This is a genomic window from Rhodanobacter thiooxydans LCS2 (genome assembly GCF_000264375.1).
Taxonomy (GTDB): domain Bacteria; phylum Pseudomonadota; class Gammaproteobacteria; order Xanthomonadales; family Rhodanobacteraceae; genus Rhodanobacter; species Rhodanobacter thiooxydans.
Map to the genome: position 1 here is coordinate 1 of NZ_AJXW01000154.1, position 205 is coordinate 205.

A 205-nucleotide genomic window follows, 5' to 3' on the forward strand; every position below is an offset into this window, starting at 1 on the left:
CGCTTCGCGCCGCAGTGGGACGCCTCGCTCGGCATCCGCCACTCCGGCCGCCAGTACGGCACGCTGGACAACAGCGACTACCTGGACGGCTACGGCGCGGTGAGCCGATTCACCGTGGCCGACGCGAAGCTGCGCTGGAAGTTCGCGCCGGGCTGGACCGCCGCGCTCGGCGTCGACAACCTCACCAATGAGCAGTACTGGGTCT

Annotated in this window: 1 protein-coding gene; it reads left to right on the forward strand. The window is 69.8% G+C overall.

Annotation, left to right across the window (positions count from 1 at the left end; translation table 11 throughout):
• Nucleotides 1-205, forward strand: a 205-nt coding sequence (locus UUA_RS18315) for a TonB-dependent receptor domain-containing protein (protein WP_008439720.1), incomplete at both ends; no start/stop codon positions are given.